The sequence below is a fragment of the bacterium genome, from assembly GCA_035295165.1.
Taxonomy (GTDB): domain Bacteria; phylum Sysuimicrobiota; class Sysuimicrobiia; order Sysuimicrobiales; family Segetimicrobiaceae; genus JAJPIA01.
In genome coordinates this window covers 1-25835 of sequence record DATGJN010000102.1, presented here as the reverse complement: position 1 = coordinate 25835, position 25835 = coordinate 1, and the positions used below count along the sequence as shown (strand labels likewise).

The following is a 25835-nucleotide window of genomic DNA, read 5'->3' as shown; positions in this document are numbered from 1 at the left end:
ATGGTGATGCCGGGGGACAACGTGACGATGGAGGCGGCGTTGATCACGCCGATCGCGTTGGAGGAAGGGCAGCGGTTCGCGGTGCGGGAAGGCGGGCGGACGGTGGGGGCGGGGGTCGTCGCCAAGATCCTCGAGTAGGTCGGCCGGACCGGTTGTCCGGACGATCGACGCCGCGGACAAACCACTGAAAAACGCAGGTAGCAGAACGAGAAGTGGAGGGTTTGAGCGATGCCGCGCGACATCATCACACTGGCCTGCAACGAGTGCAAGCGGCGCAACTATACGAGTAAGAAGAACAAGAAGAACACACCGGATCGGGTGGAGCACACGAAATACTGCCGGTGGTGCCGCAAGCACACTGTACATCGCGAGACCCGGTAGCGTATACTCGCGCTAGCGGTTCGTGGTGGACGGCGCTCCCAGAAAGCTGGGCGCCGAGGCACGCAGGGGCGTAGCTCAGTTTGGTAGAGCGCTGGTCTCCAAAACCAGTGGCCGGGGGTTCGAATCCCTCCGCCCCTGCCAGGAAACCCCAAGCCGGGTACGAGCTTGCGGAGTGGTCCACCTGGTGCGCCCTTCCTGGTGTCCAGCGTGTACATCGAGAATCTGCCGTTCCACCGTTTCGCGGTCGCCAGCATCGCGCGTCCCGATCACGTGTGGACGGGTGTGGTTCCACAGACGATGTAGGGAATGATTATGCAGCGCGCTAGCCTTCTGCTGAGGGAAAGGCAGCCATCGACATGGGATAGGCCGGGCGCGGTGTCGAAACATTCACTATGCGCAACGATCGGAGCCAGGGGGTAACCGGCCCCAAGACAGGAACTCGAGCGATCGCCGGGCCGGGTTCTCGGACATCCGGGGAACCGATTCGCGCGTCGCACCCGCTCAGGCTGAGCCCTGCAACTAAGGTCGGCGCGGCGCTCCTCGCCCTCACCGTGCTGGTCCTCGCGGTCGGCCCGGTGTTCTATCGCATCAACTCGAACGCGCTCGACTACGATGCCATCCTCACGTCGCCCTCGCCGCGTCACATTCTCGGCACGGATGCGCTGGGACGCGACCTCGCGGCGCGCCTGCTGGCAGGGGGCCGCAACAGCCTGTTGATCGGGTTGTGCACGATGATAGCCACCGGGATTGCCGGCACGCTACTCGGTGTGATCTCGGGCGCGAGTCGGCGCTGGGACCACTACGTCATGCGGTTCCTGGACGTGATGATGGCATTCCCGCCGCTGCTGCTCGCCCTCGTGATCCTCGCGGTGCTGGGGAACTCGGCCGCCAACGTGGTGATCGCGCTGTCGCTAACGTACACGCCCCGAACTGCGCGGATCGTGCGCGGAGAGGCGCTCGTCCTGCGGGATGTGGACTACGTGGAAGCCGCCCGGGCGATCGGCGCCTCCCCGAGGCGGATCGTCCTGCGGCACTTGTTGCCGGGGCTGCTCCCGCCACTCGTCGTGCAGCAGACGTTCCTCTTCGCCTACGCGATCCTCGGCGAGGCCGGCCTAAGCTTCGTCGGCGTCGGCATTCAGCCGCCGAGCGCGAGCTGGGGCAATATTCTCGGCGAGGCGCGCGCGATCTTTCAGCAGGCCCCATGGCTCGTGGTGTTCCCTGGCTGCGCTGTGGCGGTGACGGTGCTGTCGCTCAACCTGCTGGGCGACGGCCTGAGCGACCTGTTCAACCCGAGACGCCAGACAGGTGCAGCGGCGCGGCCGTGACGGGGCGGGGCGTGGAGGAGACGGAGGAGGCGGCCATGACCGAGACGCTGCGGTGCGTGAGTTGCGGCCGATCGTACCCGGGTGGGCTCCGGTACCGGTGCGACGCGTGCGGCGGTGAACTGGAGGTCCTCTACGACTACGCGCGGGCGGCTGGCGAGTTCGCGCGAACGTGGACTGGGCACGGCAGCATCTGGGACCGGTTCCGCGCGGCGCTGCCCGCAGTGCGCGACGAGGCGATCGTGACGCTGGGAGAGGGGAGCACCCCGCTCCTCCGTAGCCGCGGGCTGGCGGCGCGCCTCGGCCTGGACCGCCTGTACCTGAAGCTGGAGTACGCTAGTCCCACGGGTTCGTTCAAAGATCGGCAGGTGTCGATCGCGATCTCCAAGGCCGCGGATGCGGGCAAGACAAACTTCGCGGCGGTCTCCTCGGGCAACGTAGGCGTGGCGCTGTCTGCGTACTGCGCCCGTGCCGGCTTCGATGCCGAGGTGTGGGTCTCGGTGGACACGGCCGAGTCGAAGCGGCTGCAGATCTCGATGTACGGCGCGCAGGTCAAGCTCCTGCCCTCCACCGAGGACATCGGCCGGTATTTCGCCGTCTACACCAGGATGCAGCAGTACGCTCTGCAGCACGGCAAGGTGCCGATGGTGTCGGCACGGCCTGTGAACCCGTACATGGTGGAGGGAGGCAAGACGATTGCGTTTGAGATCGCGGCGTCCCTTGGCGGCCCGCCGGACCAGGTGTTCTGCTGCGTGGGCGGCGGGGGGCTGTTGGGAGGCGTGCACAAGGGGTTCGTGGAGCTTGCTGCGATGGGGCTGGCTCCCCGGATCCCGCGGATCAGTGGGGGGCAGGTGACGGACCGCGGGCATGCGCCGATCCACCGGCTGGACGAAGAGCCGTACCGCAGCGGCGCGTATTACCGACCGCTCGACGGGGCCTGGGCCTGGCGCAGCATCCAGGCATCTGAGGGACGGTGGATCGGGGTGACCGGCGCGGACGTTGCCGCGGCCCAGCAACTCGTCGCCTTCGACGAAGGGATCTTCGCCGAGCCCCAGGGCGCGTACGCCGTCGCGGCGCTGCAAGCCGCCTGCGCGGAGGGTGCCATTCCCTCAGGGGATACGGTGGTGTGCACGATCACCGGTTCCGGCCTCAAAGACATGGAGGCGGCGTTGCGCTTTCAGGAAAATCCGCGGTATCGAACTCCGGTGGACGCCGTCTTTTCTTGACGGCGAGACGATTTCCGTCGCGCGCGCTTGGTGACGGAGGAGGTGCAGCATCGATGAACCGGACACGGAGAACGCTCGTCGTGCTGATACTGACCTGCGTAATGGGCGTGCCGACGGCGCTCGTGGGGCTCGGCGCCCCGCTCGCCGCGCAGACGGACGCGTGCGCCGTGAGCGGTGGCACCATCGTGGCGGCGATGGCGACGAACCCGCCGACGCTCGACCCGATGCTGTCCACGACCACTGCGGCGCGCCAGATCGACGTCTACCTGTTCGAGACGCTTGTGACCTACGACGACAGTTACTCGATCATCCCGCAACTGGCGGCCGGGTGGACGACTAGTGCGAACGGCTTAGTGTACACCTTCAAGCTGCGCGGCGGCGTCAAGTTCCACAACGGCCAGACGATGACCGCCGCGGACGTCAAGGCTTCGTTCGATCGCTACCTAAAGGTCGCCCCGGGCGCCGCCGCGCGCCTCGCGCCCATTAAGGCCGTCACGGCGGTGGACAACTCGACCCTGCGGTTCGACTTGACCAAGGACTTTCCGCTCCTCCCGAACCTGGCGATGCCGATCCCGCAGCTCGCTGTCCTGCCGAAGAGCATCATCGACAAGTACGGCGAGAAGGAGATCCGCGGGCAGGACTTGGTCGGAACCGGTCCCTACCAGTTCGCCGAGTGGCGCCCGGACGTGGCGGTGCGCGTGACGAGGTTCGCCGGCTACCAGCCCGATCCGAGGTTCCGCGGGGCCACCGGATTCGGCGGCCGGCGCGTGGCGTGCGTGGATCAGATCGGGTTCATCCCGGCCCCCGAGTCAGGAAGCCGGGTGGCGGGCCTGCTGACCGGCGCCTATGATTTCGCCGAGGCGGTCCCGATCACGAGTGTGCCCCAGCTCGAGGCCACGAAGAACATCACTGTGGCGATCGTCAAGCCCAAGTGGGGCATCATGATCGAGTTGAACCACTCGCAGCCGCCGATGAACAACCTCTCGTTCAGGAAGGCCCTGATTGCATCGCTGAACATGGGACAGGTGCTGGCCGCGACCTCGTTCGGCGGCCGGCCCGAATACGTCCGCACGTCGTCCAGCATCTTCTTCCCCGAGCAGAAGAACTGGTACACGACGGCCGGGTCCGAGTTCTACAACAAGCCGGACCTGACCCGGGTCAAGCAGCTCCTGGCGGAGGCCGGGTACCACAACGAGCCGATCACCTACCTGACCAACCAGGACTATGACTGGATGTACAAGGCGTCCGTCGCGGTCGCCGCGCAGCTGCAGGCGGCCGGGATCAACGCCAAGCTCGAGCTGATGGACTGGCCGTCCCAAATCCAGCGCGCGCAGAGCCTGAAGGGCTGGCATATGAACCAGACCGGATGGTCCCCGCGTCTGGATCCGATTCAGACGAGTGTGTCGCTCCACTGCGGATCGTCCGCGGCCTACACCTACTGTAACCACACCATGGACCAACTGCTGGACCAGTTGAACACGTCGCTCCCGCTCAAGGAGCGCCAGGCGGTGTGGACCAAGGTACAGCAGCTCGTGTGGGATGACGTGGCGGTCATCCGCATCGGTGACTACTTCGAGCCCGAGGCGACGAGCACCAGGCTCAAGGGATACCGGCCCTTCTACGTGATACCGCGGTTCTGGAATGTTTCGAAGACGCCCTGAGCGGGCGGCGGGCACGATGCTGACTGCCGTGAGGTGAGAGCTCCCAGTGGGGCGGTACGTGCTGCAGCGCTTGGTTCTGCTGGTGCCGATGTGGACGGCGGTGGCGGTGCTGTCGTTCATCATCGTGCATGCCACCCCGGGCGATCCCGCGGCGGCGTTTCTCGGGCAAGAAGCCCTTTTCGAGAGCAAGGCGGAGATCCACCACCGCTTGGGGCTCGACAAGCCGCTCTACGTCCAACTGGCGACGTGGGTCGCCGGCGCCGCGCACGGCGACCTCGGACAGTCGTTCTTCCTGGGGCAGAGTGTGAGCGACGCGCTGGTCCAGCGGTTCCCCGTGACGCTCAGCCTCACGTCGGTGGCCCTCCCGATCGCGGTGGCCGTCGGCGTGCCGCTCGGACTCGCGGCGGCGTTGCACCCAAACAGTTGGCAGGATGGGCTCACGACAAGCGTGGCGCTATTCGGCCTGTGCGTGCCCGAGTTCGTCACGGGGATGCTGCTGATCTTCTTCTTCGCTGTCGGGCTTAGGTGGTTCCCGGCGGGCGGATACGCGCCGCTGACCGAGGGCGTCGGGCCGTGGCTCCAGCACCTGCTGTTGCCGGCGCTCGCGCTTGGGATGCTGCAGGCCGGCCTGATCGCCCGCATCACGCGAGCCAGCATGCTGCAGGTGCTCGACTCTGACTACGTGCGGACGGCGCGCGCGAAAGGACTCAGGGAGCCCGTCGTGCTCGTCAAGCACGCCTTCCGGAACGCCGTCATCTCGGTTGTCACCGTGATCGGCCTGGCCGTCGCGGTGTTGATGAGCGGGGCGTTCATCACCGAGACGCTGTTCGAGTTGCCGGGGGTCGGGAACCTGACGGTCGCAGCGGTGCTCCGTCGGGACTATCCGGTGATCCAGGGCGCGCTGCTGCTGTTCGCCACGATCGTGCTCGTCGTCAACTTGCTGGTCGATGTCACCTACAGCTATCTGAATCCTACCATCACGTACTCGTAGCCTTGCCAGCCGCGAGGCGCGGAGCGCGGGGTTGGAGACCGACGGCCTTGAGGCCTGTGCGAGAGATCGGATTCGGCAGGCTGTGGGTCACCGCGCGCCCTTTCGAATGATTCCCCGTGAAGCCCCCGGATCTGGGCGTCCGTCGCCGATTGGCGCTCTCGACGTGACCGGTCAGGAGTGGACAAGCCTTTGACGTTCGAGTGCCTCCGTGGGACACTGGCGTTGAAGTGGGTATCGGAGGGAGGCGAGTGGCTGCTCCGTGTCGTCAGCCGGCACTCCGGATAGTGCATGTGGTGACTCAAAGAGCGATCCCTCGAACACCAAGTATTCCTGCGACGATCGCGGCCGCCACAATCGCATGATCACCATCCTCGGCGCGGGCGGCGCCATCGGGAACGAACTCGTCAAACTCCTGGCCGCACGGGGGCAGCCGATCCGCCTCGTCGGGCGTAAGCCGCGAGAGACTCCCGGCGCGACCGAAACGGTCTCTGCGGATATCACGGATAAGGACCAGACCATTCGCGCCGTCGCCGGCTCCAGCGTCGTACATCTGCTGGTTGGTCTCAAGTACGATCATAAGTGTTGGCAGGAACTGTGGCCGCGTGTCATGAGCAATACCATCGAAGCCTGCAAACGCGCTGGCGCAAAGCTCGTCTTCTTTGACAACGTGTACATGTACGGCAGGGTCAGCGGACCCATGACGGAGGAGACGCCCTTCAATCCGTGCAGTAAGAAAGGCGACACCCGCGCGAAGATTGCCACCACACTCATCAATGAGTGGACGTCAGGCGCTCTCACCGGGATGATTGCGCGTTCCGCTGACTTCTACGGTCCCGGCGCACGCAACGGCGTGGCGAATGTTCTCGTCTTCGAGCCCTTCTCCCGGCAGCAGAAGGCCTCGTGGCTCGTGAACGACGCTGTTCCGCACTCCTATACGTACGCGCCGGATGCCGCGCAAAGCCTGGTACTCCTCGCCGAATGGGGGCCCGCCTGGAATCAGACCTGGCATGTCCCTACGACACCCCATCCGCTCACTGGAAGAGCGTTTGTCAGCTTGGCCGCGACGGCATTGGGCGTTGCTCCAAAATATCGTGTTCTGAGCAAGCCCATGATCCGGCTTGCCGGATGGTTCAATCCGCTCGTCGCCGAGAGCTACGAGATGCTCTACCAAAGCGAGTCACCCTACCTATTTGACTCCAGCAAATTCGCCAGGCGGTTCGGCTTCGCGGGCACCCCGTATGCCGACGGCATCCGAACCACCGCCGCTTCCTTTCGGCGTTCGAACAAGCCACCGCGTTCCCCCTGAGAGCACCGCGGCGCCCCCTGTTGGGAGAGCCATGATGGCATGCCTCGTGCCTCTCAGCCTACAGCCTCCGCGAGCCCCCGGATGTCATCATGATCGGCGAAATCCGCAATCCCGAAACCGCCGAGAGCGTCCTGGACGCCACCCTCACGGGGCACTCGGTGATTGCAACGGATCGGGACCCCTTCATTCCCGGGACATTCCACGGGGTGGGTCGACGGGACCGCCGCCGGGCTGCGCGCGGAGATTCCGGTTGATACTCTTCTCTTGGTATCCTACGTTGGTCGCGTGCCGGTGAGGGAGCCTACGATGGCAGAACGACGGAACGATGACGTCTGGACGGCGGGAGATCTGCTCGAACGGCTGGAACGTCGCGACAAATTCTTTGTTCTTGATGTGCGCAACCGCGATGAGTTCGAGAGCTTTCCACTCGAAGGCCGCAGCCCCGTGCCCGCCGTCAATATTCCGTATTTCGAGATGCTCGAACTTGGCGGCAAAGACGAGATGACGGACTCCGTCGTCGCGTACGTCGAGCGGGACCTTGCGGGGCAGATTCCCTCCGATCTGCCGATTCTTGCGGTATGCGCCAAGGGCGACACTTCGGAGTTCGTCGCGCAAGGGCTGCGCCGCCTCGGGTACACCAGCGCCAACCTCAAGGGCGGGATGAAAGCCTGGGGCGAGCACTATGCGACCCGCGCCGTGGTCGACGGTCCCGATCTGGCGATCTACCAGGTGAGCCGGCCCGCGCGGGGATGTCTGAGCTACATCGTGGCCAGCGCGGGGAAGGCGATCGTGATCGATCCCCTCCGCCATCTCAATCCCTACCTGGACGTGGCGCGCGGTAGGGGCCTCACGATCGAGGCGGTGGTTGACACGCACGGCCACGCGGACCACATCAGCGGCGGATTCGCTCTCGCCGCCAAGATCGGCGCTCCGTACTACCTGCATCCGTACGACGCTATTCATCCCATCGACATGCTGCCCTCGACAATTCCCTGCGAGTTCATTCGCGACAATCAAATGTTCCCGGTCGGACGGGACGAACTTACGGCACTCCACATCCCTGGCCACACGCTCGGTCTGGTGGCGTTGCGGCTCGACGACAGGTATCTGTTCACGGGTGACAGCATTTTCATCCGGTCCATTGCACGGCCGGACCTCGGCGGGAAGGCCGAAGCCTGGGCGCCTCTGCACGGGCGGTCGCTGCGGAAGCTTCTCGGCCTCCCGGGAAGGATCACCGTGCTGCCTGGACACTTCAGCGGCCTTGATGAGGCGGATGAGACGGGACGCTTCGCTGCGTCGCTGGACGATTTGAAGAGACGGAATGACGGTTTGATCGTGCTCCAGCGGGAGAGCGAGGACGGATTCGTTCGCTACCTGCTCGAGAGCCTCCCCAACTTCATCCCGGAGTACGTGGACATCAAGCGCGTCAATGCAGGATTGTTGACGCCCTCGGAGGAAGACGCCGCCACGCTGGAGTTGGGCAAGAATGTTTGTGCGCTTTCGCAGGCCTACATGGCTTCCGGCGGGGGACGAGAATGAGCCAGGTTTTCGACAAGCTCCTTGACGCGCGCGGCCTCAGCTGTCCGATGCCTCTGGTCAACGCCCGGAAAGAGATTGGGAAGCTTGCGCTTGGCCAGGTGCTCAAGGTGGTGGCCACGGACCGGGGCTCGGTCGCGGACTTTCAAGGCTGGGCAAAGGTCTCGAAGACCGTGGAGTTGGTCGCCCAGGAGACAGAGTCCACGGACGGCGCGAACGTCTACGTGCACTACGTGAAGCGGTCGGCGTGAGGAGGAGACGATATGGATGCCAGTACCGACGCGACACTCGCCGCTGACCCGTCGCGGATGCAAGCGCTCGAGGAAAAGCTCCGGGACCTCGAGGGACGGCTTGCGCATGTTGAGGGGCAGGTAGCGGAGGACCGGGTCGCGCTCGTCGTCTTCTCAGGCGACCTGGACCGCGTCCTGGCGGCTTTTGTGATTGCTACCGGCGCCGCAGCCATGGGTCAACACGTGAGCATGTTCTTTACCTTCTGGGGGCTGAGCGTCCTCAAGCAGCATAGCCAGCTTTCCGGGAAGACCCTCCCGCAAAAGTTGATGGCCCTGATGTCTCCGCGTTCGAGCAAGAACCTCCCGGTGTCGACGATGAACTACTTCGGCGTGGGCGCGAAGATGCTGCGCTCCATGATGAAGGCGAAGAACGTCAGCTCGCTTGAGGAAATGATCGCCCTCGCGCGGGAACTGGGCGTGCGCATGATCGCCTGCGAGATGTCTCGGGATCTGATGGGGATCAAGGAGTCAGAACTCGTCGCCGGCCTGGAGTGCGGCGGAGTCGCCAGCTTCCTTGCCGATTCGTTGAGGTCACGGACGAGCCTGTTTATTTGACGCGTCGCATCAGAACGTTCCTGTCGGGGGGGCTACCAATGAGCAGCGCCACAAGGCCGCGGTCACCTGCGACCGGCTGCCGGCCAGCGTGCCGCATCGGCGTGCCTACCGTGCGACCTCCGAAAGGTCGATGAGCCCATGGACTGGGAACATCGCCGGCGTCCCTCGGAGAGGATCGTGGATATAGTCGGCGTGACCCCGCACGCGCGAGTCGACCACGACGAAGCGTACGCGGATTTTGTGGCGCGATACCCCGGCTACGTCGCCACCGCCGTGCTGGACGAGCTGCGCGCAACCGAATATCGTCGGCTGGACGACCAGCGCCACGTCTATCTCGACTACACCGGCGGTTCTCTCTACGGCGAGTCGCAGCTGCAGAAGCACTTCGACATGCTGCGCACGGGCGTCTTCGGAAACCCGCACTCCGCCAACCCGACCTCTCAGGCTATGACGGATCACGTCGAACGCACCCGCCGGTATGTGCTGAGCTACTTCAACGCCGCCGCGGACGACTACGTGGTCGTCTTCACGCAAAACGCCTCCGGAGCCTTGAAGCTGGTTGGCGAGTCGTTCCCGTTCGCTGCGGGCAGCCGCTACCTGCTTACCTTCGACAACCACAACTCCGTGAACGGGATTCGCGAATTCGCGCGAGCCAGGGGCGCGGTCGTGGCCTACGCGCCGCTGGTGACGCCAGGGCTGCGCCTCGATATGGCCCGACTGGAGACGCTGCTCGAACAGGCCGATCCGTCGCGCGACAACCTGTTCGCGTACCCGGCGCAGTCCAACTTCTCCGGCGTCAAGCACCCACTCGAGGTCGTGGCTGCGGCCCAGCGTAAAGGGTGGAGCGTGCTGCTCGACGCGGCCGCGTTTGTGCCCACGAGTCGGCTTGACCTGACAGCCGTGCGACCAGACTTCGTGAGCATCTCCTTCTATAAGATGTTTGGGTACCCAACGGGCGTCGGCGCCCTGCTCATCCGCCGCTCCACGTACCCGAAGCTTAAGCGTCCCTGGTTCGCGGGCGGGACGGTAAACTTTGCGTCGGTTCAAGGGCAGGTCCACCGCCTGGCCTCGAGCGAAGCCGGCTTCGAGGACGGCACGCTGAATTACCTCGCCATCCCCGCGGTCGAGATCGGACTGCGCCATTTGCAGGCGATCGGCATCGAAACGATCGGCGAACGCGTCCGCTGCCTGACCGGATGGCTATTGGAGGAGCTGTTGGCGCTGCGGCACAGCGACGGCCGCGCCATGGTCCGCATCTACGGCCCGGCGACGACGCGGGCGCGTGGCGGGACCGTGACGCTCAATCTCTACGATCCGCACGGACACTTGCTCGACTACCGGCGCGTCGAGGAACTGGCTGGGGAGGCAGGGATTTCTCTGCGCACCGGGTGCTTCTGCAACCCCGGCACGGGCGAGATCGCCGAAGGGCTGACCGAGGAAGACATGCGGGCGGGGTTCGCACTGGGGGCGGACATCAATCTGCACAGTTTCGCGCGCATGATGCAGGACCGGGACCACAAGAGCGCCGGCGCCATTCGCGCATCCATCGGCGTGGCCACGAACTTTACCGACGTTTGGCGCTTCCTGCGCTTCATCGGGAGCTTCCGCGACCAGACGCGGATGACGACCGGCGACGCGACCTTTGACATCGACTCCTGCCGCGTCATTCGCGATGGAGCCTGATCCGAGCGTCCCGAATCGAAGATCCGCTGACATGGTCTGGTGCGATTCGCCAGTATTGTCAGCAAACTCGGGCTCACAATCGTGGAAGCAACGTTCGGCTCGCGGCGCTAGCACAGGTAGCCAATAGAAGCGCGCCGGGAATGTTGGCATTGGTCCCGTCTACCGATGCGTCGGCGAGCTACGGACCCCACCGTCGCTCACCAAACACGGCGTCCCCCACACGTTCCGGAAACCTCATGACACCCCGCTGCGGGACACGCGCGCAGGAACCGACTCCGACAAATCGAAACGGTTGCCCTAACTGACGCAGTTTCCCCCCGGGAGGCTTTGTGCATGACGCAACGCAGCGGTAAGACAGCACACGCGGGCGGGTGGTCAGTCGCAGTGATCGCCGTGGTAGCGGCCCTGATTCTTTCCGGCGTCGCAGCCACCGGAGCGCCGGTGACCGGCGGGACCGTGACGATCGGGCTGCAGGCGGATCCGACGATGCTCGACCCGCACGCATCCGCGGCCGCGGCGACGTACCTCCTCGGCAGCCTGAACGTCTTCGAGAGCCTCCTCTACCAGAGCCCGGACGGTAAGTTCAACCCGTGGCTCGCGACGAGCTACCGCATCTCGCCGGACGGCAAGACGTTCACGTTCGTCCTGCGGCAGGACGTGCGGTTCTCCGACGGCACGCGTTCGACGCGGACGCGGTGAAGTGGAACCTCGACCGGATCGTGAACCCCAACTTTCGCGCGGGGGGCGCGCTGAACGCCCTCGTAGGATACACCGGGTCGACGGTTGTCGACGACCACACGGTGCAGGTGCGCTTCAAGGATCCGTACGCGCCGTTCTTGTCGTACGTGGCCGGCGGCACGCTCGCGATCCTGTCGCCCAAGGCCACGGCCGCGCAGACGCCACAGCAGACGCAGCGGGGGCCGGTGGGCAGCGGCCCGTTCACGGTGGCCGAGTACGTGACGAACGACCACGTGACGTTTGTCCGCAACCCCGCGTACAGCCACCGCGCGCCGTGGAGCCGCCGTCAAGGGCCGGCGTATCTCGACCGGATCGTCTGGAAGATCGTGCCGGAGGCCGAGACCCGGGCGATCACGCTATCGTCGGGCGAAACCCAGATGATCTACGTGCTCGGGTACGGGACGGGCGGGGGCCAGATCCTCGCCGAGTTGCGGAAAGACCCGCGGCTCGTGCAGGATACACGGCCGTTTCCGGGCTCAGCGTACCTGTGGCTCGTCAATGTCCGGCTCGCCCCGACCGACGACGTGCGGGTGCGCCAAGCGGTGATGTACGGTATCAACCGGCGGGCGATCATCGCCGCCGTATACCGCGGTCTCGGGTCGCCGGCATGCGGTATTGTGAGCCACGTGCTGCTGCAAGACCAGGCCGCGTGTGCGTACTATCCGTACGACCCGCGCAGGGCCGGGCAGCTCCTCGACGAGGCGGGGTGGAAGATGGGACCCAACCACATCCGGCAAAAGGACGGGAAGCCGCTCGTCCTCACCTTCAACTCGCTCAACAGCGGCGGCGGCGACCTGCCCGACGTGGAACCCGTGCAGGCCCAACTCTTGGAGCTCGGGATCGATCTTAAGATCAAGAGCCAGGCGTTCGGGCCTTTCGCCCAGGACAACTTCCACTGCGCGGACAACCTCGGCACGATCTTCCTGCGCACGAACGATACGGACACCCTCTACGCGCTCTTCTCCTCGACCAACATCGGCACCAATTTCAATTGGTCGTGTTACTCGAACGCGGACGTGGACCGGCTGCTTGCGGACGGGCGCAGCGCGCTGGACCCGGCGAAGCGAGCGGCGCTCTACGCGCGGCTCGATCACATGCTGCTCGACCAGGCCGTCGCGATGCCGATGATGGACGAGCTGTCCGTCTGGGTTCGCCGCTCGAACATCCAGGGCGTCACGTACAACTACTCGACGTACCCTGCGTTCAGCGACGCATACATCGAGAAGTAACGGGGGCGCTATGCCTTGCGAAGCCTGTTGGTGGGTGCCGGTTCGTCCGGCGTGATATCCACCAGTTCGCCGCTTCGCACATCGGGGCCATAGAACCGGATCGCGTCTTTGATCGCCGCCCAGGCCACCTCGGCAATCTGACGCCGATCTTCCTTGGTCACGAAGTGCAACTTGAGTGTCACGGTGTACTTTTGGACGCCCACGCGTGCTGTCACACTCTTCCCCCCACCGGCCGCACTACCGCCACCTACTACCATGCCCTTAAAACGCGCAAAAGCGGCCTACGGTTGCACCCGACGGCCGCGGCGTGTCCACCTGGACCCCGGTGGGCGGTGGCTGGACGGTCAGAAGCCGAACACCCGCACGATCCGTGCCTTGAGGAGCACCGTATAGACGATCGGCATCAGCGCGTACGCGAGCGTGACGAACACGGCCAGGAGGACCGTGACGAGCGCGATCTTCCTTTGGAAGCGTCGAGTGTCGACCTGCATTTGGGTTTCAAACTTACGCCTGCTCCGCTCCAGTTGTTCCTCGAAGGTCCGCAGGTTGCGCTCCATTTGTCTCGCAAACTGCTGTTGCTGATGGAGGTGGAAGTGTTCCTTGGGGCTGAACTGGGGAATGTACGGATCCCATTTCAGGCACTTGCGATTCTTGTCGAGGATCGCTTTGACGGTGGCGCTCGCGGTCTGCGGGGTTGCAGGATGCAGGTACTCCTGTTCGAGGTCGGCGGCCTTCATGTAGCACGACAGCGTGGACCCGACGGGGACGTCGATTTTGCCAGCGCGCTGGGGCTCGCTCACCTCGCGGATTTCTGTGCCGAATACAGGATTGGTCGGCCGGTGACCGAGGTAGCCACAGGCTCGGCATTTTCCCTGTTCTTCGAACAACGACTCCATAGGCCACACCCGCAGACCCCGAAATGGAACCGGGCGATTCCCACCCGTCTAATTCTTACAAAAATACACCTTGTAGCCTTACACATACAATCCCACATCCTGACGAGGTTGCCTCCACGGCCGAGCGCCCTGTCATGCCGGCGCGGCGATCCGAGTAGGGCGTTCCTTCAAGACTTGCGTCCCATTCAGGAGATCTCCGGTCAGGCGCCGGAGCCGGCACCCAAGAAATGTTACGGGGCCGAGGTTAGACGCACACAATAGTGGGGATAGTAGTAGGTGAGGGGGCCCGTACTCGAGTGTCGGTCCTCCTAGGCGGCGCGGACGCGCGGCACCAGGGGCCAGTTCTTCTCCCCCCGCCCTGGTCTGCGCGCTCCGCGCCGTCGGTGTGTTCCGGTGCGGGGGGTGCTCCCGGTCACCCCAACTCCAAGGACCCGTGCGCTGTTCGGTTGGCCCCGTTTCCTGGAGCGCGGACGCGTTGACAGGGACCGCGAGACTGCTATAATAAATTGGCGCCTCGCAAGAAGTCTTTTTTTGTTTGGGGGACATTCGATGGCACGGGCGAGCGACGGCACAACGGGTCCGGCGATCGGCAAGCCCGTCCGGACGGCGAGCGGAGACCGGGCGGCGACGCGGCCTAAGGCGTCACAGGCCCGCCGTGTTCCGCAGGTTTTCGACGTCGCGATACGATTCCTGCTGGACGTTCGCGCGGAGTTGAAACGGGTGTCGTGGCCGGATCGTCAGACGCTGATCGCGTCCTCGGTGGTCGTGGTCTTCGTGCTGATCGTGACCGCGTTGTATCTTGCCGGGTGGGACTTCGTGTTCGCAAAGATCTTCGAGCAGATCCTCAACCGCTGAGAGCCTGACTGACGAGGGTACGAGTCATGCCGGACGATCGCAACCGACCGCAGGCGCCCAAGCCGGACACCGCGGCGATCATTCAAAAGCTGTTCCGCGATGAGCCGCAGGAGCCGGCGCCCGAGGCAACGCCGGTGGGCGTGCTCGTGCCGGAAGGCGAACTGGAGGCCCCCGCGCCGACGCCCGCTCAGTCCGTACCCGCAGACGTCGCGACGCCCGAGGGCGTGGTCGAGACGCCCCCGGGGACCGAGGACGCCCTTGAGGCCGCGCGGGCCGCGGCGGGCACCCGCTGGTACGTGATTCACACCTACTCCGGGTACGAGAACAAGGTCCGAACCAACCTAGAGCGCCGCGTCGAGTCGATGAACGTGCAGGAGAAGATCTTCCGCATTCTCGTCCCGACGGAGGACGAGATCGAGATCAAGGATGGCAAGCGCCGCATCGCCAAGAAGAAGGTGTTCCCGGGCTACGTGCTCGTGGAGATGACTATGGACGACGACTCGTGGTACGTCGTCCGGAACACCCCCGGGGTGACCGGCTTCGTCGGCTCGGGCACGAAACCGCTGCCGCTCCAGGACAAAGAGGTCAAGGCGATCCTTCGGCAACTCGGCGACGAGACGCCGAAGTTCCGGATCACCTACCAAAAAGGGTCCGCGGTCCGGATCAACTCCGGTCCGTTCATGGACTTCAGCGGCGTCGTGGACGAGATTCTCCCGGAGAAGGAGAAGGTCCGCGTGCTCGTGTCGATCTTCGGACGAGAGACGCCGGTCGAGCTCGACTTCGCGCAGGTCGAGAAAATCTAGCGTAGGCAGAGCGAGCTAGGAGGCATCATGAAGAAGGTCTCCGCGATCGTTAAACTGCAGATTCCCGCCGGCAAGGCGACGCCGGCGCCGCCGGTCGGCCCCGCGTTGGGGCAGCACGGCGTCAACATCATGGAGTTTTGCAAGTCGTACAACGAAAAGACGGCCCGGCAGGCGGGCACGATCGTTCCCGTGGAGATCACGATTTTCGCGGACCGCACGTTTACGTTCGTCACGAAGACGCCGCCGGCGTCCGTCCTGCTCAAAAAGGCCGCGGGTCTGGAGAAGGCCTCGGGCGAACCCAACAAGAAGAAAGCCGGCCGCGTGACCCGGCAGCAGATCCGGGAGATCGCCGAGTCGAAGATGCCGGACCTCAACACGAAGGACATCGACGCCGCGATGCGGATGATCGAGGGGACGGCCAGAAGCATGGGCATCGAGGTGGCGTAGCAGGCGTTCGGCGAGAGGCCCGGGGGTCCCGAGAGCGCGCATGGGTGACGGAGAACTCTCGGGACGGGCCAAGTGGGAGGACGTTGCGTCCGCTCGGACCACACAGGGAGGGTGAACAGATGGCACAGAGTAAGCGGTACCGTGAGGCGAACAAGTTGGTGGAACAAGGACGGCTGTACGATCCGCCGTCGGCCGTCGCGCTGCTGAAGCAGATGCCGACCGCCAAGTTCGATGAGACGATCGAGGCGCACGTCCGGCTGGGAATCGACCCCAAGCAGGCCGACCAGCAGGTCCGCGGCACCGTCGTGCTGCCCCACGGCACGGGCAAATCTGTCCGCGTGCTGGTGTTTGCGAAGGGCGACAAGGTGAAGGAAGCCCAGGAGGCCGGCGCGGACTACGCGGGGCTGGAGGAGTTCGCGGAGAAGATCCAGGGGGGATGGCTTGAGTTCGATGTCGCCGTCGCCACACCCGACGTCATGAACGTCGTGGGGCGGCTCGGGCGGGTGCTCGGTCCCCGCGGCGTCATGCCGAATCCCAAGGCCGGGACCGTGACGTTCGACGTCGGCCGCGCGGTTCGCGAGATCAAGGCCGGCAAGATCGAGTACCGGGTGGACAAGTTCGGGATCCTGCATCTCCCGCTCGGGAAAGCGTCGTTCTCGACCGAGGCGCTCCTCGAGAACTTTGGGACGCTGATGCACGCGGTGGTTCGGAACAAGCCCGCGGCCAGCAAGGGGCAATACCTTCGGAGCGTCAGCCTCTCGTCGACGATGGGGCCGGGGATCCGCGTCGACCCGTCCAAGGCGGAGACGACCGAGACGGCCAGCACGGCGTAGGATTGCCAGGACCGTTCCGCGGGCGGCGGTTGACCATCGGGACCCGCGGTGATATGATGCCGACGGCGCGTGCCGGTTCACCGCGGTGCCGCCAACCGAACCGAATAAGCATGCCGTAGACAGCGGGTGCGCGGGACGCGCGTAAAGGCCCTCAGGCCACCCGCCGAGGCCCCCACGACTGGGAGACTCCGTGTCTACGGGAGTCTCTTTCGTTTCACACGCGGCCACGGCCAGGAGGATCGTATGGATCAACCGAGACCCGAGAAGGTCGCCGAAGTTCAGGATCTGGAGCAGCAGCTCCGGAACTCGCCCGTCGTCATCCTGACAGACTATCGTGGCCTCACCGTCAGCGAGATCGGTGCGCTGCGGGCCAAGCTGCGTGAGGCGTCGCTCGAATACCGGGTTGCCAAGAACACCCTGCTCAACCGGGCCGCTGATCAGGCTGGTGTGAGAGGCCTGGAGCCGTACCTCGTCGGACCGACGGCCGTGGTCTTTGGGCGAGATGAACCGGGCGCGCCGGCGAGGATCCTTCAGGAGTTCATCCGGCAGTATCGGAAACTGGGGATCAAGGGCGGCGTGGTTGAGGGACAAACGCTGGGTCCGGAAGGAATCCAGAGCCTGGCCACGCTGCCGACCAAGCTGGAGCTCGTGGCCAAGCTGCTCGGGACGATGCAGGCCCCGCTCCGCGGGCTCGTCACCGTCCTCACCGGACCGCAGCGGGCGTTGGTGACCGTCCTCGACGCCGTGCGCAAGCAGCGTGAAACGGCGAGCCCGGCCGAAGCAGCGAGCGGAGCGGAACCGGCGGGTCCGGCCGACGCGGTCGCCCAGGCGGAAGCGGTGGCCCAGGCGGAGGCAGCCAGCCCGGCCGATGCCGCCGGCGAGGTCAATCCGTCGGGTCCGGTCAACGCGGCCGGTCCGGCGGAGGTGGGAGGCGGCGCCGAGACGGCGCCGGAGAAGCCCGCGGGGGATGCGTCAGGGACGTAAAGAAGGCGTCACAGGGAAACCGCGTAGCGGGAGGGGATAAGAATGGCAGCAATTGAACAGATCGTGGAGCAGATCGAGGGGCTGTCCGCGCTGGACCTGTCGAAACTGGTCAAGGTCCTCGAGGAGAAGTTCGGCGTTTCGGCCGCGGCCCCGATCGTTGCGGTTGCGGCGGCGCCGGGTGCGGCGGCAGCCGCTGCGGCGACCGAAGAGCAGACAGAGTTCGACGCGATCCTCGCGGCGATCGGTGACAAGAAGATCCAGGTGATCAAGGTCGTGCGCGAGCTGACCGGGCTCGGGCTGAAGGAAGCGAAGGACCTCGTGGACGGCGCGCCCAAGCCCGTCAAGGAGAAGGTCAGCAAGCAGGAGGCCGAGACGATCAAGGCCAAGCTGTCCGAGGTCGGCGCCACGGTCGAGATCAAGTAGCCGAGCTGGGAACGAAGGGCGGAGGGGGCGGCGGCGCCCGGCGGGCGCCGGTCGACCCCCTTGACTGGCTTGGGTTCGAGGAGTAATATTTATTTTACTCCTATAATGCCACGTATTGCGCCACCTCTATGCTGGGGCACCCAGCGGACGATCGGTCTCCGGGGCGTGATGTGCGTGCGTCTTGTCCCGGACATTTTGTAAGCTCACCTGGAGGCGAAAAGCGTGAAGGCAAAGGCCGTATCGCCGAAGGCCAGAGTCAAGACTGCCGCCGGTAAGAAGGGAACGCGGGCCAAGACGGGCGCGATGCGCTTCGTCGCCAGAGACGCCGCGCGCGCGCGTCTCCAGCAACCGCAGCAGCGCGAAGGCGCCAAGACACGTCCCCGTCTCGCACGGACGATCCTGCTGGATACGAAGGCCGAGCGGGCGCCCGTCGCGTTGTTCCAGGCGCCGCCGCCGCCCGCGGCGTCGCACGCGTCCCTGCGGACCGTCAAGGGGCTGGGCGAGGTCCGCGTGACCAAGCGGGGCAAGCGCAACCGCGTGAGCTTCGCCAAGATCCACGACGTCCTCGACGTCCCGAACCTGGTCGAGATCCAGCGGGATTCGTTCAAGTGGTTCCTCAGGCAGGGTATCCGTGAGGTCTTTGAGGAGATCTCGCCGATCAAGGACTTCACCGGGAACTTGGAGCTGCACTTTGCCGTGGGCCGGCGCCGCTCCCGGGCGGTCCAGGAGGACGAGCACGGCGACCTGCCGCTTGAGTTCGACGGCTACCGGCTGGAGCAGCTCAAGTACTCGGTCGATGAGTGCCGGGAGCGCGACTACAACTATAGCGCCGCCCTGAAGGTGCAGGTGCGCCTCGTCATCAAGGAGACCGGCGAGGTCAAGGAGCAGGAAGTGTTCATGGGCGACTTCCCGCTCATGACGGAGCAGGGGACGTTCGTCATCAACGGGGCGGAGCGGGTGGTCGTCAGCCAGCTCGTGCGTTCCCCGGGCGTCTACTACAACCTGTCGCCCGACACGAACAACCACCTGTTGCCGACCGCGACGGTGATCCCGCACCGGGGGGCGTGGCTGGAGTTCGAGGTGGACAACAACGGGATCGTCTACGTCCGGATCGACCGGACGCGGAAACTGCCCGTGACGATCCTGTTGCGCGCGATCTCCCAGCAGAAAGATGCCCGGCGAGGCGAACAGTTGTCCCTCGTCACCGACGATGAAGTGTCGAAGTACTACGACCACGACAAGGCGATCGCCGCAACGCTCCAAAAGGACGAGGCGAAGACGCCGGAGGACGCGCTGCTCGCGATCTACCGTCGTCTGCGTCCCGGCGACCCGCCGACGATCGAGAGCGCGCGTACCCTGTTGAACACGCTGTTCTTCGACCCGCGCCGGTACGACCTTGGGCGGGTGGGCCGGTACAAGCTCGACAAGAAGCTCGGGTTCAAGCCGGCGCCGGAGGAGTCCGCGCAGCCACGGGTCCTGCATCCGCGGGACATCGCCGAGATCGTTCGATACCTGATCGCCCTCTACAACGGGCAGGGGAAGCCGGACGACATCGACCACCTTGGGAACCGGCGTGTGCGATCCGTCGGCGAGCTGCTGCAAAACCAGTTTCGGGTCGGCATGCTCCGGATGGAGCGGGTGATCCGGGAGCGGATGACGATCCAGGACGCGGGGGCGATCACGCCGCAGGTGTTGATCAACATCCGGCCGGTCGTGGCGGCGATCAAGGAGTTCTTCGGGTCGAGCCAGCTCTCGCAGTTCATGGACCAGACGAACCCGCTCGCGGAGTTGACTCACAAGCGGCGTCTCTCGGCCCTGGGCCCGGGTGGGTTGAGCCGGGAGCGCGCAGGGTTCGAGGTGCGCGACGTCCACACGTCCCACTACGGGCGGATGTGCCCGATCGAGACACCGGAAGGCCCGAACATTGGCCTGATCTCGTCGCTCGCGACGTTCGCCCGCGTCAACCCGTACGGATTCATCGAAACGCCCTACCGCAGGGTGCGTGACGGCCGCGTCACGCGCTCGATCGAATATCTGACCGCCGACGACGAGGAGCGCTATACAATCGCCCAGGCGAACGCGAAGATCAACGCCGAGGGCAAGCTCACCGAGTCGCGCGTGATCGCCCGACGGGGCAGCGGGAACGTCCTGGTGCCGGCCGACGAGGTCGACTACATGGACGTGTCGCCGAAGCAGATGGTGAGCGTCGCGACCGCATTGATCCCGTTCCTGGAGCACGACGATGCGAACCGCGCGCTGATGGGCTCGAACATGCAGCGCCAGGCGGTGCCGTTGTTGCGGACCGAGGCCCCGCTCGTCGGTACCGGGATGGAGCACCGCTCGGCGGTCGACTCGGGCGCGGTCGTGGTCGCGCGGGAGGTCGGCGAGATCACGAGCGTCACCGGTGACGCGGTGGTCATCAAGCCGGACCGCGGCAAGGAACGGACGTACCGGCTGGTCAAGTTCCAGCGCAGCAACCAGGGGACGTGCATCAACCAGCGCCCGATCGTCGAGGTCGGGGAGCGGGTCAGCGTCGGCGACGTGATCGCCGACGGGCCGTGCACCGACCAAGGCGAGCTCGCGCTCGGGCACAACATCCTGGTCGCGTTCATGCCGTGGGAGGGCTACAACTACGAGGACGCGATTCTGATCAGCGAGCGGCTGGTTCAGAAGGACCTCTTCACCAGCATCCACATCGAAGAGTACGAGGTCGAGGCGCGGGACACGAAGCTCGGCCCCGAGGAGATCACCCGCGACATCCCCAATGTCGGCGAGGAGGCGCTGCGCGACCTCGACGAGCGCGGGATCGTTCGCATCGGTGCCGAGGTGCGCAGCGGCGACATCCTGGTGGGTAAGGTCACGCCCAAGGGCGAGACCGAGCTCACCGCGGAGGAGCGCTTGCTCCGCGCGATCTTCGGCGAGAAGGCGCGCGAGGTCCGCGACACCTCGCTCAAGGTGCCGCACGGCGAAAAAGGCAAGGTCGTGGCGGTCAAGGTGTTCTCGCGCGAGGCGGGCGATGAACTCTCGCCTGGCGTCAACCAGCTGGTGCGCGTGTACGTCGCGCAAAAACGCAAGATCACGGTGGGCGACAAGATGGCCGGCCGCCACGGCAACAAGGGCGTGATCAGCAAGATCCTGCCGGAAGAGGACATGCCGTACCTGCCGGACGGCACGCCCGTGGACATCGTGTTGAATCCGCTCGGCGTGCCCTCCCGGATGAACGTGGGACAGGTGCTCGAGACGCACCTGGGCTGGGCCGCGGAGCTGATCGGGTTCCACGCCGAGACGCCCGTGTTCGACGGGCCGCGCGAGGACGAGATCCGGGAGCTGCTCTCGAGGGCGGGGCAGACCGAGGCCGGTAAGCGCGTGGAGGTCGACGACACCGGCAAAACGCGCCTGTACGATGGCCGCACCGGCGAATCGTTCGCGCAGGAGGTCACGGTCGGGCAGATCTACATGTTGAAGCTGCTCCACCTCGTCGAGGACAAGATCCACGCCCGTTCCACGGGACCCTACTCCCTGATCACCCAGCAGCCGCTCGGCGGCAAGGCGCAGTTCGGCGGGCAGCGGTTCGGGGAGATGGAGGTCTGGGCGCTCGAGGCCTACGGTGCGGCGAACACGCTGCAAGAGCTGCTGACCGTGAAGTCCGACGATGTCGTCGGGCGGGTCAAGACGTACGAGGCGATCGTCAAGGGCGAGAACATCCAGGAGCCCGGGGTTCCCGAGTCCTTCAAGGTGCTCGTCAAGGAACTCCAGAGCCTCTGCCTCGACGTGAAGGTGCTGAGCGAGGACCAGAAGGAGATCGAGCTCAAGGAGATCGAGGAGGACATCGCGGAAACCGCCCGCGCTCTTGGCATCAATCTCGAAGGCGAAGAAGCGCTGGTCGAGGAGTATTAGGGGATGCGAGTGAGGCACAACAGCGGACACACACGCCTGGAGGCGCGCTGAGATCATGCAGGATGTCAACAACTTCGACGCGGTCAAGATTGCGCTGGCCTCCCCCGATCAGATCCGCCAGTGGTCCCGGGGCGAGGTCAAGAAGCCCGAGACGATCAACTACCGGACGCTCAAGCCCGAGCGCGACGGCCTGTTCTGCGAGCGGATCTTCGGCCCCACCAAGGACTGGGAGTGCCACTGCGGCAAGTACAAGCGTATCCGGTTCAAGGGGATCATCTGCGATCGTTGCGGCGTCGAGGTCACCCGTGCGAAGGTGCGCCGCGAGCGGATGGGCCATATCGAGCTGGCCGCGCCGGTCTGCCATATCTGGTATCTGAAGGGTGTGCCGAGCCGGATCGGGCTGCTCCTCGACATGTCCCCGCGGGCGCTCGAGCGGGTCGTGTACTTCGCGTCCTACGTCGTGACCGACCCCGGGCACATCAAGGGCCTGGCCAGGAACCAGCTGCTGACCGAGGCCGACTACCGTGATCTGCGGGAGAAGTACGGCAACGGGTTCAAGGCCGGAATCGGCGCGGAGGCGATCAAGGAGCTACTCCAGGAGATCAGCCTCGAAGCGACCACGAAGAAGCTTCGCACCGAGCTCAAGACCGCGAGCGGCCAGAAGCGGATGAAGATCCTGAAGCGCCTGGAGGTCGTCGAGGCGTTCCGCAAGAGCGGCAACGACCAGTCCTGGATGATCCTCGACGTGATCCCGGTGATCCCGCCGGACCTGCGGCCCATGGTCCAGCTCGACGGCGGCCGGTTCGCGACGAGCGATCTCAATGATCTGTACCGACGGGTGATCAACCGCAACAACCGGCTGAAGCGGCTGTTGGACCTCGGCGCGCCCGAGATCATTGTGCGCAACGAGAAGCGGATGCTGCAGGAGGCCGTGGACGCCCTGATCGACAACGGCCGCCGGGGCCGTCCGGTGACGGGGCCGAACAACCGGCCGCTCAAGTCGCTCTCGGACATGCTGAAGGGCAAGCAGGGGCGGTTCCGCCAGAACCTGCTCGGCAAGCGGGTGGACTACTCCGGGCGTTCGGTGATCGTCGTCGGCCCCAAGCTCAAGCTGCACCAGTGCGGTCTTCCCAAGGAAATGGCGCTGGAGCTGTTCAAGCCGTTCGTCATGAAGAAGCTCGTGGATCGCGGGCTCAGCCAGAACATCAAGAGCGCGAAGCGGATGGTGGAACGGGCGCGCCCCGAGGTGTGGGACGTGCTCGAGGAGGTCGTGCACGAGCATCCGGTGATGCTCAATCGCGCGCCGACCCTGCACCGCCTCGGGATCCAGGCGTTCGAGCCCGTCTTGATCGAGGGCAAGGCCATTCAGGTGCACCCGCTGGTCTGCACCGCGTACAACGCGGACTTCGATGGCGACCAGATGGCGGCGCACGTGCCGCTCAGCGCCGCGGCGCAGGCGGAAGCGCGGATCCTGATGCTGTCCGCGTACAACATCCTGTCGCCGGCGTACGGCCGGGCGATCACCTCGCCGACGCGCGACATCGTGTTCGGCTCGTACTACCTGACGCTCGAGGCCGACGGCGCCAAGGGTGAGGGAAAGATCTTCAGCCGTCCGGATGAGGTGATCCTCGCGTACGAGAGCGGGGTCGCGGATCTCCACGCGAAGATCAAGGTCCGGCTCAGCCACGACGGTGAGCTGATCGACACGACCGTCGGGCGCGTCATTTTCAACGAGGCGATCCCCGAGGAACTGCGGTTCATCAACGAGGTCTGCGACCGGAAGATCCTGTCGCAGATCGTGTCGGAGGCGTACAACCGCCTCGGCTCCACGAAGACCGTGCAGCTGCTCGACAGCATCAAGGACCTGGGGTTCCACTACGCCACGGTCAGCGGCAGCGGAATCGCGCTCTCCGACATCGTGATCCCCAAGGAGAAGGAAGAGATCCTCGCCAAGGCGGACAAGGACGTGGACGCGATCGACACGCAGTACCGCCGCGGCTTGATCACCAACGAGGAGCGGTACCTCAAGACCGTGGACGTCTGGACCGAGGCCACGGAGACGATCACGCGGCGGATGCTGAACACGTTCGATCCCTTCAACCCGCTGTACATGATGGCGCAGTCGGGCGCGCGAGGCAACATCCAGCAGATCCGGCAGCTTGCTGGCATGCGCGGGCTCATGACCGACCCCTCCGGGCGGATCATCGAGCTTCCGATCAAGGCCAACTTCCGCGAGGGGTTGACCGTCCTCGAGTACTTCATCAGCACCCACGGTCAGCGCAAGGGGCTCGCGGACACCGCGATCCGGACGTCCGAGTCGGGATACCTGACCCGGCGGCTGGTGGACGTCGCGCAGGACGTGATCGTGCGGGACGAAGACTGCAAGACTACGTCCGGGGTGGAAATGACCCCGATCATGGACGACAGTCAGGTCGTCGTGCCGCTGGCCGACCGGATCACCGGCCGCGTCGCGGCCGAGGACATCATCGCGCCGCGCAGCAAGCGGGTGATCGTGGAAGCCGGCCAGGAGATCGACGAGGCGGCGACCGAGCAGATCGAGGAGGCCGGCATCACGTCGGTGGTAGTCCGCTCAGTGCTGACGTGCAAGACCCGCTACGGCATCTGCGCGAAGTGCTACGGCCGCAACCTGGCGACCGGGAAACTGGTCGAGATCGGCGAGGCCGTAGGGATCATCGCGGCGCAGTCGATCGGCGAACCGGGCACGCAGTTGACGATGCGGACGTTCCACACGGGTGGGGTCGCCGGGTTCGACATCACCCAGGGCCTGCCGCGCGTGGAAGAGCTGTTCGAGGCGCGCCGGCCGAAGGGACAGGCGGTGATCGCCGAGATCGATGGCAAGGCGCACGTCTCCGAGAGCAAGGGGAGCCGGATCATCACGGTCAGCGGCCGCGACGACGAGCGCGAGTACCCGGTCGCGTACGGCGTGCGGCTGCGGATCGCCGACGGCGACAAGGCGTCCGCCGGCGACCAGCTGACCGAGGGGTCAGTCAACCCGCATGACATTCTTCGGATCAAGGGACTGGCGGCCGTGCAGGCCTACCTCGTCCAGGAGATCCAGAGTGTCTACCGGTCGCAGGGCGTGGACATCAACGACAAGCACATCGAGATCATCGTCCGCCAGATGTTGCGGCGCGTGAAGATCGAGGAGCCGGGCGATACGGAGTTCCTGCCCGGCGAACTGGTCGACGTGTTCGCGCTGGAGGGCGAGAACGCGCGGGTGATGGCGTCACGCAAGGAACCGGCGACCGCGCGCCCGGTGCTTCTTGGGATCACCAAGGCGTCGCTCGCGACGGAGAGTTTCCTGTCGGCCGCGAGCTTCCAAGAGACGGCGCGGGTGCTGACCGACGCCGCGACCAAGGGGAAGGTGGACCCGTTGCTCGGTCTGAAGGAGAACGTGATCATCGGTAAGTTGATCCCGGCCGGTACTGGTATGCCGCGATACCGCTCGACGAAGGTGACGGTGGAAGGTCTGGCGTAGCGAGCACGATCGGCGAGTGTGCTCGGTCGTCGACTAAAGTGAGGGCGGGCCCGCGCGCCTGGTGCCGCGCGGGCCCAACGTCTCGCAGGAAGCCGCCTCCGACGGTCTTGACGGCGCAGGACTCGAAGGCGGGCCCGACGGTTCGCGACGCGGTCGCATCGTCGGTGGGGTAGGCGTGTCGTAGTTCAGCAATCCTGTCATGCTAACGGTTCAGCGAAAATGTCACCCCCTGGGCGCTGAGCTCTTTGCGGCGAGCGATCTGAGCGTATTGCCTCCAGGG

23 protein-coding genes, 1 tRNA gene and 1 pseudogene are annotated in these 25835 nt (G+C 65.4%); 23 read left to right on the top strand and 2 right to left on the bottom strand.

Annotated elements, in window-relative coordinates; genetic code table 11:
- From tuf to VKZ50_17245, 15 genes and pseudogenes are all read left to right on the top strand, one after another.
- A partial coding sequence (gene tuf, locus VKZ50_17315) for an elongation factor Tu (protein ID HLJ61485.1) occupies nt 1-138 on the top strand: 138 nt, incomplete at its 5' end.
- A 90-nt stretch (nt 139-228) separates the two neighbouring features.
- Nucleotides 229-381, top strand: coding sequence for a 50S ribosomal protein L33 (rpmG, locus tag VKZ50_17310; GenBank protein HLJ61484.1), 153 nt, complete (start codon nt 229-231; stop codon nt 379-381).
- Between the two features lie 64 nt (nt 382-445).
- Nucleotides 446-522, top strand: a tRNA-Trp gene (locus VKZ50_17305).
- 251 nt (nt 523-773) lie between these two features.
- Entirely contained in the window at nt 774-1706 is a 933-nt protein-coding gene (locus tag VKZ50_17300) for an ABC transporter permease (protein ID HLJ61483.1), read from the top strand.
- Nucleotides 1707-1741: 35 nt separating this feature from the next.
- On the top strand, nt 1742-2929 hold the full coding sequence (locus VKZ50_17295; protein HLJ61482.1) for a pyridoxal-phosphate dependent enzyme: 1188 nt from the start codon (nt 1742-1744) through the stop codon (nt 2927-2929).
- A gap of 53 nt (nt 2930-2982) precedes the next feature.
- Nucleotides 2983-4590 carry an ABC transporter substrate-binding protein gene (locus VKZ50_17290; GenBank protein HLJ61481.1) on the top strand — a complete coding sequence of 536 codons (1608 nt, stop codon included), beginning with the start codon at nt 2983-2985 and terminating at the stop codon, nt 4588-4590.
- A gap of 46 nt (nt 4591-4636) precedes the next feature.
- Nucleotides 4637-5581 carry an ABC transporter permease gene (locus VKZ50_17285; protein ID HLJ61480.1) on the top strand — a complete coding sequence of 315 codons (945 nt, stop codon included), beginning with the start codon at nt 4637-4639 and terminating at the stop codon, nt 5579-5581.
- 358 nt (nt 5582-5939) lie between these two features.
- Nucleotides 5940-6887, top strand: coding sequence for an NAD-dependent epimerase/dehydratase family protein (locus VKZ50_17280; protein ID HLJ61479.1), 948 nt, complete (start codon nt 5940-5942; stop codon nt 6885-6887).
- Nucleotides 6888-6961: 74 nt separating this feature from the next.
- Nucleotides 6962-7141 (top strand): annotated as a pseudogene (locus tag VKZ50_17275) (ATPase, T2SS/T4P/T4SS family).
- A gap of 52 nt (nt 7142-7193) precedes the next feature.
- Entirely contained in the window at nt 7194-8426 is a 1233-nt protein-coding gene (locus VKZ50_17270) for an MBL fold metallo-hydrolase (GenBank protein ID HLJ61478.1), read from the top strand.
- Nucleotides 8423-8674, top strand: coding sequence for a sulfurtransferase TusA family protein (locus VKZ50_17265; protein HLJ61477.1), 252 nt, complete (start codon nt 8423-8425; stop codon nt 8672-8674). The genes VKZ50_17270 and VKZ50_17265 overlap by 4 nt, the downstream gene beginning before the upstream one ends.
- A gap of 12 nt (nt 8675-8686) precedes the next feature.
- Nucleotides 8687-9268 (top strand): DsrE/DsrF/DrsH-like family protein, encoded by a 582-nt coding sequence (locus VKZ50_17260; GenBank protein HLJ61476.1) that lies wholly within the window; start codon nt 8687-8689, stop codon nt 9266-9268.
- 177 nt (nt 9269-9445) lie between these two features.
- A complete protein-coding gene (locus VKZ50_17255) occupies nt 9446-10951 on the top strand; it encodes an aminotransferase class V-fold PLP-dependent enzyme (protein ID HLJ61475.1) in 1506 nt (501 codons plus the stop codon).
- A 333-nt stretch (nt 10952-11284) separates the two neighbouring features.
- The gene (locus VKZ50_17250; protein HLJ61474.1) at nt 11285-11650 is read left to right on the top strand and encodes an ABC transporter substrate-binding protein; all 366 of its coding nucleotides are present in this window, start codon (nt 11285-11287) and stop codon (nt 11648-11650) included.
- A complete protein-coding gene (locus VKZ50_17245; protein ID HLJ61473.1) occupies nt 11647-12918 on the top strand; it encodes an ABC transporter substrate-binding protein in 1272 nt (423 codons plus the stop codon). Before VKZ50_17250 ends, VKZ50_17245 begins: the two co-directional genes overlap by 4 nt.
- Before the next feature lie 8 nt (nt 12919-12926).
- On the opposite strand, the gene VKZ50_17240 is transcribed toward VKZ50_17245, so the two are convergent.
- Both VKZ50_17240 and VKZ50_17235 read right to left on the bottom strand, forming a co-directional pair.
- Nucleotides 12927-13133 (bottom strand): hypothetical protein, encoded by a 207-nt coding sequence (locus tag VKZ50_17240; protein HLJ61472.1) that lies wholly within the window; start codon nt 13131-13133, stop codon nt 12927-12929.
- Between the two features lie 129 nt (nt 13134-13262).
- On the bottom strand, nt 13263-13718 hold the full coding sequence (locus tag VKZ50_17235; protein HLJ61471.1) for a hypothetical protein: 456 nt from the start codon (nt 13716-13718) through the stop codon (nt 13263-13265).
- A 645-nt stretch (nt 13719-14363) separates the two neighbouring features.
- Between VKZ50_17235 and secE the strand changes: the two genes are divergently transcribed.
- The 8 genes from secE to rpoC all read left to right on the top strand — a co-directional run bounded on the left by secE (nt 14364) and on the right by rpoC (nt 25555).
- Nucleotides 14364-14669, top strand: a complete 306-nt coding sequence (secE, locus tag VKZ50_17230) for a preprotein translocase subunit SecE (GenBank protein HLJ61470.1) — start codon at nt 14364-14366, stop codon at nt 14667-14669.
- 296 nt (nt 14670-14965) lie between these two features.
- Entirely contained in the window at nt 14966-15472 is a 507-nt protein-coding gene (gene nusG / locus VKZ50_17225; protein ID HLJ61469.1) for a transcription termination/antitermination protein NusG, read from the top strand.
- Nucleotides 15473-15496: 24 nt separating this feature from the next.
- On the top strand, nt 15497-15919 hold the full coding sequence (gene rplK / locus VKZ50_17220; protein HLJ61468.1) for a 50S ribosomal protein L11: 423 nt from the start codon (nt 15497-15499) through the stop codon (nt 15917-15919).
- 119 nt (nt 15920-16038) lie between these two features.
- Nucleotides 16039-16752, top strand: a complete 714-nt coding sequence (gene rplA, locus VKZ50_17215) for a 50S ribosomal protein L1 (protein HLJ61467.1) — start codon at nt 16039-16041, stop codon at nt 16750-16752.
- 243 nt (nt 16753-16995) lie between these two features.
- Nucleotides 16996-17736, top strand: a complete 741-nt coding sequence (rplJ, locus tag VKZ50_17210) for a 50S ribosomal protein L10 (protein HLJ61466.1) — start codon at nt 16996-16998, stop codon at nt 17734-17736.
- Between the two features lie 42 nt (nt 17737-17778).
- The gene (rplL, locus tag VKZ50_17205; protein HLJ61465.1) at nt 17779-18159 is read left to right on the top strand and encodes a 50S ribosomal protein L7/L12; all 381 of its coding nucleotides are present in this window, start codon (nt 17779-17781) and stop codon (nt 18157-18159) included.
- A 222-nt stretch (nt 18160-18381) separates the two neighbouring features.
- Complete coding sequence (rpoB, locus tag VKZ50_17200) at nt 18382-22056, top strand: DNA-directed RNA polymerase subunit beta (GenBank protein HLJ61464.1); 3675 nt, start codon at nt 18382-18384, stop codon at nt 22054-22056.
- A gap of 55 nt (nt 22057-22111) precedes the next feature.
- Nucleotides 22112-25555: a DNA-directed RNA polymerase subunit beta' gene (rpoC, locus tag VKZ50_17195; protein ID HLJ61463.1), complete on the top strand. Its 3444-nt coding sequence runs from the start codon at nt 22112-22114 to the stop codon at nt 25553-25555.
- Nucleotides 25556-25835: the final 280 nt, after the last annotated feature.